Here is a 243-nt window from a genome sequence, read left to right as displayed (position 1 = left end):
TCAAAGAGTGCGTAATAGCTCACTAGTCGAGTGGCGCCGCGCCGAAAATGTAACGGGGCTAAACATACCACCGAAGCTGCGGATTCCGTAAGGAATGGTAGGGGAGCGTTCCAAACCGCTGTGAAGCTGTACCGGAAGGAGCAGTGGAGCGTTTGGAAGTGAGAATGCCGGTGTGAGTAGCGAAAAGAGGGGTGAGAATCCCCTCCGTCGAAAGCCCAAGGTTTCCTGAGGAAGGCTCGTCCG

At 55.6% G+C, this 243-nt stretch carries 1 rRNA gene; it reads left to right on the top strand.

The annotated features are described in order from the left end of the window. Positions 1-243 (top strand): 23S ribosomal RNA (locus tag AC3B4V_RS16305); the annotation flags it as partial.

This window comes from Exiguobacterium sp. E17S (assembly GCF_057772545.1).
This window is presented reverse-complemented; position numbering and strand designations above follow the sequence as displayed.